The organism is Burkholderia sp. Tr-20390 (assembly GCF_017104595.1).
GTDB lineage: Bacteria > Pseudomonadota > Gammaproteobacteria > Burkholderiales > Burkholderiaceae > Burkholderia.
In genome coordinates this window covers 1-5,914 of record NZ_JAAGPC010000310.1, presented here as the reverse complement: position 1 = coordinate 5,914, position 5,914 = coordinate 1, and the positions used below count along the sequence as shown (strand labels likewise).

5 protein-coding genes and 2 pseudogenes are annotated in these 5,914 nt (G+C 71.1%); all 7 read right to left on the bottom strand.

Going from position 1 to position 5,914, the window contains the following annotated elements; translation table 11 throughout:
- A pseudogene (locus tag G3N98_RS37935) lies at positions 1 to 253 on the bottom strand (hypothetical protein); the annotation flags it as partial.
- Complete coding sequence (locus G3N98_RS37930) at positions 250 to 1,824, bottom strand: acyl-CoA ligase (AMP-forming), exosortase A system-associated (RefSeq protein ID WP_206150991.1); 1,575 nt, start codon at positions 1,822 to 1,824, stop codon at positions 250 to 252. The gene G3N98_RS37930 and the pseudogene G3N98_RS37935, both read right to left, overlap by 4 nt.
- 24 nt (positions 1,825 to 1,848) lie before the next feature.
- Complete coding sequence (locus G3N98_RS37925) at positions 1,849 to 3,024, bottom strand: PLP-dependent decarboxylase (protein WP_206150990.1); 1,176 nt, start codon at positions 3,022 to 3,024, stop codon at positions 1,849 to 1,851.
- The gene (locus tag G3N98_RS37920) at positions 3,014 to 3,997 is read right to left on the bottom strand and encodes a 3-oxoacyl-ACP synthase (protein ID WP_206150989.1); all 984 of its coding nucleotides are present in this window, start codon (positions 3,995 to 3,997) and stop codon (positions 3,014 to 3,016) included. Before G3N98_RS37920 ends, G3N98_RS37925 begins: the two co-directional genes overlap by 11 nt.
- 3 nt (positions 3,998 to 4,000) lie before the next feature.
- On the bottom strand, positions 4,001 to 4,984 hold the full coding sequence (locus G3N98_RS37915; RefSeq protein ID WP_046547055.1) for a ferritin-like domain-containing protein: 984 nt from the start codon (positions 4,982 to 4,984) through the stop codon (positions 4,001 to 4,003).
- Between the two features lies 1 nt (position 4,985).
- Positions 4,986 to 5,624, bottom strand: a complete 639-nt coding sequence (locus G3N98_RS37910; protein ID WP_206150988.1) for a hypothetical protein — start codon at positions 5,622 to 5,624, stop codon at positions 4,986 to 4,988.
- A 1-nt stretch (position 5,625) separates the two neighbouring features.
- Positions 5,626 to 5,914: pseudogene (locus tag G3N98_RS37905) on the bottom strand (hypothetical protein); the annotation flags it as partial.

Below are 5,914 nucleotides of genomic sequence, written 5' to 3'. Positions count from 1 at the left end.
GCAGCGTGGGCCGGCCGCCCGGCGCGAGGCGCGTGCCTTCGTCGGGCGTCAGCGCGCCCATCCCGCGCGGCCGGGCAAAGCGCGCCTGCGGCAGCAGCAGGTGCCGGTAGCCGGGATGGCGTTCCTGCGCCTGGATCGCGCTGAACACGACAGAGGGCGGCAGCACCACGACGCCGCCCGACAGGGCCAGCGTGCCGGGCTCGGCGATGCGGCGCGCGCCGAGGCAGGTTTCATCGAGCGTCGACAGGGTCATGCGGCGGTCTCCTCGTTCGTGGGCGCGAACGCGTCGCGATACTGGTTTTTCAGCGCGGGGCGGTCGATCTTGCCGTTCGGGTTGCGCGGCAACGCCGGCAGCGGCTCGACGACGAGCGGGCTCATGTAGGTCGGCAACGCGTCGCGGCAGGCGCGTGCGATGTCGGCACGGCATGCGTCGGCGTCGAGCGTCGACACGACACACGCGGCGATCGCCTCGCCGAGCGATGCGTGCGGCACACCGAACACCGCGGCCTCGCGGATGTGGGGCAGCGCGAACAGCACGTCCTCGACTTCGGTCGGACTCACGCGATAGCCGGACGTCTTGATCATGTCGTCGCCGCGTGCGACGAAATACAGGTAGCCGTTCGCGTCGCGGCGCACGATGTCGCCGGACCACACGGCGACGTCGGGGCGCGGGATCTCGCCGTGCCGGCGCGGCAGCGGACGAAAGCGCTGCGCGGTCAGCTCGGGTCGGTTCCAGTAGCCGAGCGTGACGAACGCGCCGCGATGCACGAGTTCGCCGGGTTCGTCGGGCGCGCATTCGCTGCCGTCCGCGCGCAGCACGAGGATCTCGGCGTTCGGTACGGCCTTGCCGATCGACGTCGGGCGCAGTGCCGCGTCGGCCGGGGGCAGGTAGGTCGAGCGGAATGCTTCGGTCAGCCCGTACATCAGGTACGGCGCGGCGTTCGTGAACACCGCCTGCAGGCGGTGCAGCAGCGGCGTCGCGAGATGGCCGCCGGTGTTCGCGAAGCGGCGGATCCGCGTGCGCGCCGTGTCGCTCCAGCCGGCGGACGCGAGCTGCATCCACAACGGCGGCACGCCGGTGATCGACGTCACGCCGAACGCGTCGCAATGGCGCGGCACTTCGGCCGGCTGCAGGAAGTCGAGCGGTGCGTAGCACGCGCCGGCGGCCAGCGCGGTCGTGAGCTGGCTCAGGCCCGCGTCGAAGCTGAGCGGCAGCACGCCGAGCACGACGTCGTCGTCGGCCAGCCCCTGGTACGCGGCGACGCTGAACGCGCCCGATACGAGGTTGCGATGCGACACGACCACGCCTTTCGGCTTGCCGGTCGAGCCGGACGTGTAGAGCAGGGCGGCCGGATCGTCGTCCACCGGCCGGCCGGCGGGGGCCGGTGCCGGCGTGTCGGCGCCGGTTGCGTGGATCGCGTCGGCCAGTTCCTCGATCAGCATCGCGCGTTCGCCGACGAGCGCGGCGAGCGCCGGCAGGCGCTTCAACCGCTGCGCGCCGGTCATGAACAGCGCCGCGCCGCTGTCAGCGACGATGTGTTCGATCTGCGCTTCCTTCAATTGCGGATTGACCGGCACGAAGATCGCGCCGAGCGCGTTGGCCGCGAGCATCGCGACCACGGTTTCGATGCGCTTCGGCGCGTAGATGGCGACGCGCTCGCCGGGCTGCACACCGTGCGACGCGAGCGCGGCGGCGGCGCGGCGGACCGCACGCGCGAGCTGTTCGTAAGTCAGCGTGCCGCCGCCGTCGGCATACGCGGGATGCTGCGGCCAGCGCGCGGCGCCGTGTTCGAGCAGGTCGGCGACGCTGATCAGGGCGTTCATGATCGGCTTCTCTCTCAGGTGGGTCTAGGCGGGCCGCACGTACACGTGCGCGGCTTCGTGGGACAGGAAATGCGCCATCGAGTACGTGCGGTGATACGCGCCGCAGCGTGCGAACACGGCGATGTCGCCGACCTGCGGCGGCGCGCCCGTGTCGTCGCGGCCGATCACGTCCGCGCGGCTGCAGGTGCTGCCGACGTAGATCGTCGGCACGCCGCGTACCGGCGGCGCCGCAGTGCGGCGCACGAGCGACGGCGCGGCCAGCCGGCGCATCACCGATTCGGTCTGCGCCAGCAGGAACGCATGCGAGAGCCCGCCGTCGCAGACGGCGATCGTGCGGTCCTGCCACGTCTTGACCGCGACGACGCGCGTCGCGAACACGCCCGCATCGGCGAAGATCGCGCGGCCGGATTCATGCGCGAGCGAGTACTGGCCGGCCAGCGGTGCGAGCGCAGCGGCATAGCGCTCGAACGCGGCATCGCCCGGGTGATCGTCGGCAAAACCGCCGCCGAGACTCAGCGACGCGAGCGGCGCGCCGTTGGCGGGCGCGAGATCGCGGGCGAGCGCCGCGAGCCGCTCGGGCAGCACGAGCGTGTCGGGTTGCGTCGCGTCCTGGCGGATGAACGAATGCGGGCCGGAAAACACGTGCAGCCCTGCGACCGGCAAACCGGCGGCGGCGAGCGTGCGCACCGCGTCGTGCGCCTCGTTCGGCGTCATCCCGAAGTGGTCGTGCCACAGCGCGCGTGCATCGTCGCCGGCCAGCGCCCCGGCATTCACGCGCAGCAGCACGGCGCCCGGCGTGCTGCCGCCGGCCGCCGCCTCGCGCGCCAGCGGCACGAAGCGCGCGACCGCGTCCGGGTTGTCGAGCACGAAATGGCAGCGCGACGCGAGCCCGGCGCGCATGAACATCTCGTCCATCGACGGGTTGTTCAGGTAGCGCGGCGTCTTGATCCGGCCGATCACCGCATCGAGTTCGCCACGGCTCGCGAGTTCGACGCCGTCCTCGTACGCATGCGCGCAGCGGGCGAGCATGTCCTGGTTCGGGTTCGCCTTCAGCGACACGATCAGCCGCGTGCCGAGCTGCGCCTTCAGCGACCGGTAGCGCGCGATCGCGACCTCCGGCTCGTACACGTAGCACGGCGTGCGCAGGTCGGCGATCCACGCGTGGTCGCCGGCGGGCGGAAGCGGGCGCTCAGGCGTCATGGCGGCCCACCGGATGGAGCGTGGCGGCCGCGTACGCGCCGCAGTTCGACTGCATCACGCCGAGCACGCGCTGGCCGCGCGCGACCGCGTCGAGCCCGACGTCGGCCAGGTTGATCGGGAAGTCCGAGCAGCACGCATGGCCGCGCGCATGGATGTTTTCCGCATAGAGCCGCTCGGCCGGCACGCGCATCGCGCGGCACAGCGCGTTCCAGCCGGGCAGGTCCGCGTTGTGCGGCAGCACGAGTTCGTACGCGTCGAGCGCGTACGGCTCGAGCGCGACCGCCGCGTCGATCGCCTTGCGGGTGTACGGCCACTCCATCATGATCAGGTCGGCCTCGTTCGCGGCGACGGTGTCCGAGCCGCGATGCCATTTCGCATGCGTCTCGATCGCGATGCCGCCGAGCCGGTTCTTCGTGCTGTTGCGCGCGATCAGCATCGCGGCCGCGCCGTCGCACTGCACGCCCGTCATCTGCCGCATCCGGTAATCCTCGCCGTACACGCGGTCGGACGACACGACGAGCGCCGCGTCGAGCTGCGGATAGCGGCGCATCAGCGCGCGCACCGTCTCGATGCCGGCCGCGACCGACACGCAGTTCAGCTGCGCGACCGAGCCGAGCCACAACGGCTCGATGCCGAGCTGCGCGGCCAGCTCGTGCGGCAGGCTGCGCGGCGCGGGCGGCACGCTGAACTGCTGCGTGTGCACGTGCACGATCGCGCCGATGTCGGACGGATGCACGCGCGCGGTGTCGAGCAGGCGGGCCGCCGCCGCGATCGCGAGATCGGTCTCGCTCGTGTCGAGCGCCATGTGGAAATAGCGGCTGCCCGAGTGCGCGATCGCCGCGGCCCGCTGCGCCGGGTAGTCGCGCTCGGCGGCCCAGGCCTCGATATCGACGGGCAGGCCCGGCAGCTCGTAGGCCACCGCGTCGATGCCGATCCAGAAATCGCGTGACGCTTGGGAGGAGGTCGTCGTCATGGTTCAGTTGAGCGGCATCGCCGCGTAGTCGAGGACGTCGAGTTTTTCGAAGGTCGCCTGCACGGTCGGCGTGAGCAGGCCCATCTCGCGGATCGTCGGCACCAGGCGCCGGAAGATCGAGCGGCGGATCGAGCTGGAGACCGGCGATTCGCGCACCATCGCGCTGCATTCGCGCTTCGACAGGCCCATCGGTTCCCAGATGTCGTCCGCGCACAGGTGCTCGTACAGCACGGCCGCGCCTTCGCAGACGAACTCCTCGCGCTCGCGCAGCTCGACCGCGCTCATCTCCGCATACACGCGGCACAGCGTGATCCGGCCGACCGCGAAGTGGCGCGACTCATCGCGCTGGATCCGCACGAACAGGTCCTTGATGAACGGATCGGTGCTGTACGCGACGACGCTCTGGAAGATCGACAGCGCGATGCCCTCGACGAGCACCTGCATCCCGAGGTTCGTCATGTCGAGCGCGCTGCTCGTGATCGTGTCGTGCAGCAGCCCCTTCAGCGAGCGGCTCATCGGGTAGCTGACGTCGAGCTTCTCGTTCACGAGCTTCGCGTAGGCTTCGACGTGGCGCGCTTCGTCCATCATCTGCGCGGCCGCGCACAGCCGCGCGCTCAGGCCGTTTTCGGCCGATGCGAGCTTCGACGCGCAGATCAGCGCGGCCTGCTCGCCGTGCAGGATCTGCGACAGCAGCCAGCCCTGCGCGTGATGGCGCACCTCGCGCTTGTCGGTGTCCGACAGCTTGCCCCACAGCTCGGTGCCGTAGATCAGCAGCGTCGGGTCGGGCATGCCGAGCGGGTTCGCCGGATCGAGATCGTGGCTCCAGTCGACATCGGTCGCGACGTCCCACTGCGCGGCCTTCGCCTTTTCGTACAACCGGTTCAGCGCCTCTTCGCGCAGGGCGTAGTCGTTCGACATCAGGGCGTCGACGGGCATCGACCAGCGGATGTCGGCCGTGTCCTGCATTACGGTGAGCGTGTCAGTCATTTCAAGGTCTCCCCGGCCGCGCGGCGGCGCCGGAATGATGGGCGGAATCGGTAAGCGTCGTGGCGGCGGCACGCGGGGCGGCCGGGTGCGGGTCGAGGCGAATCGCATACGCCGGCCATGCGCCGCGCAATTGCGCGTCGAAGGCGTCGGCGAGCCGCGCGGGCCAGATCGCGCAGCACACGCGGTTGTCGCCGGCGAACTCCGCGTCGCGCAGGATCCGGTCGCCGATCCATACGACGGGTGCGCCGCGCGCGGCATCGCGCAACGCTTCGTCGTACAGGTGCACGCCGAGCAGCACGTGCGGTGCGAGCAGTTCGGCCGGCAGCGCGCCGAAGTACGGCGCGCAGACTTCGATGAATACGCGTGCGTCCGGATGCACGGCGTCGCGGATGCGTGCCGTGATTTCGGCGAGGAATGCGAAGTACTGGACGTGGTCGAGCAACACGCGGCGCTCGCCGCCGAGTGCATCGCCCGTATGCACGGCGCCGGCGTCGTACACGTCGCCGGCGCTTTCCGCGAGCGCGGCGCGCGCATAGTCGGCGGGCGTGTCGAGCGGCATCCGGTACGCGCTCGCGGCAACCGCGACCGGCCGCCGCGCGTCGCGCTCGATCCGGTAGGTGAAGTGAATGGGTCGCACCATGTCACGCCTCGTCGTCGAGCGAGAACGTCGCGTCCGGCGCGAACGCGACGTCGGCGATCGCGTAATAGCCGTTCAGCGCGAGCGAGCAGACGGCCGCGCGGCGCGGCGTGTCGCCGTCGCGATGCGCGAGCAGCACCGACAGCCACGGATCGCTGCCGAACGCATGACCGAACTGCCCGTGGCCGTCCGGCAGCAGCGGCGTCTTGCCGACCGATGCGAGCAGCGCGCGGCGCGACGTCGCCGGAAAGAACGGCAGCGCCGCCTGCAAGCCGGGGCGGGCCGCGCAGAAA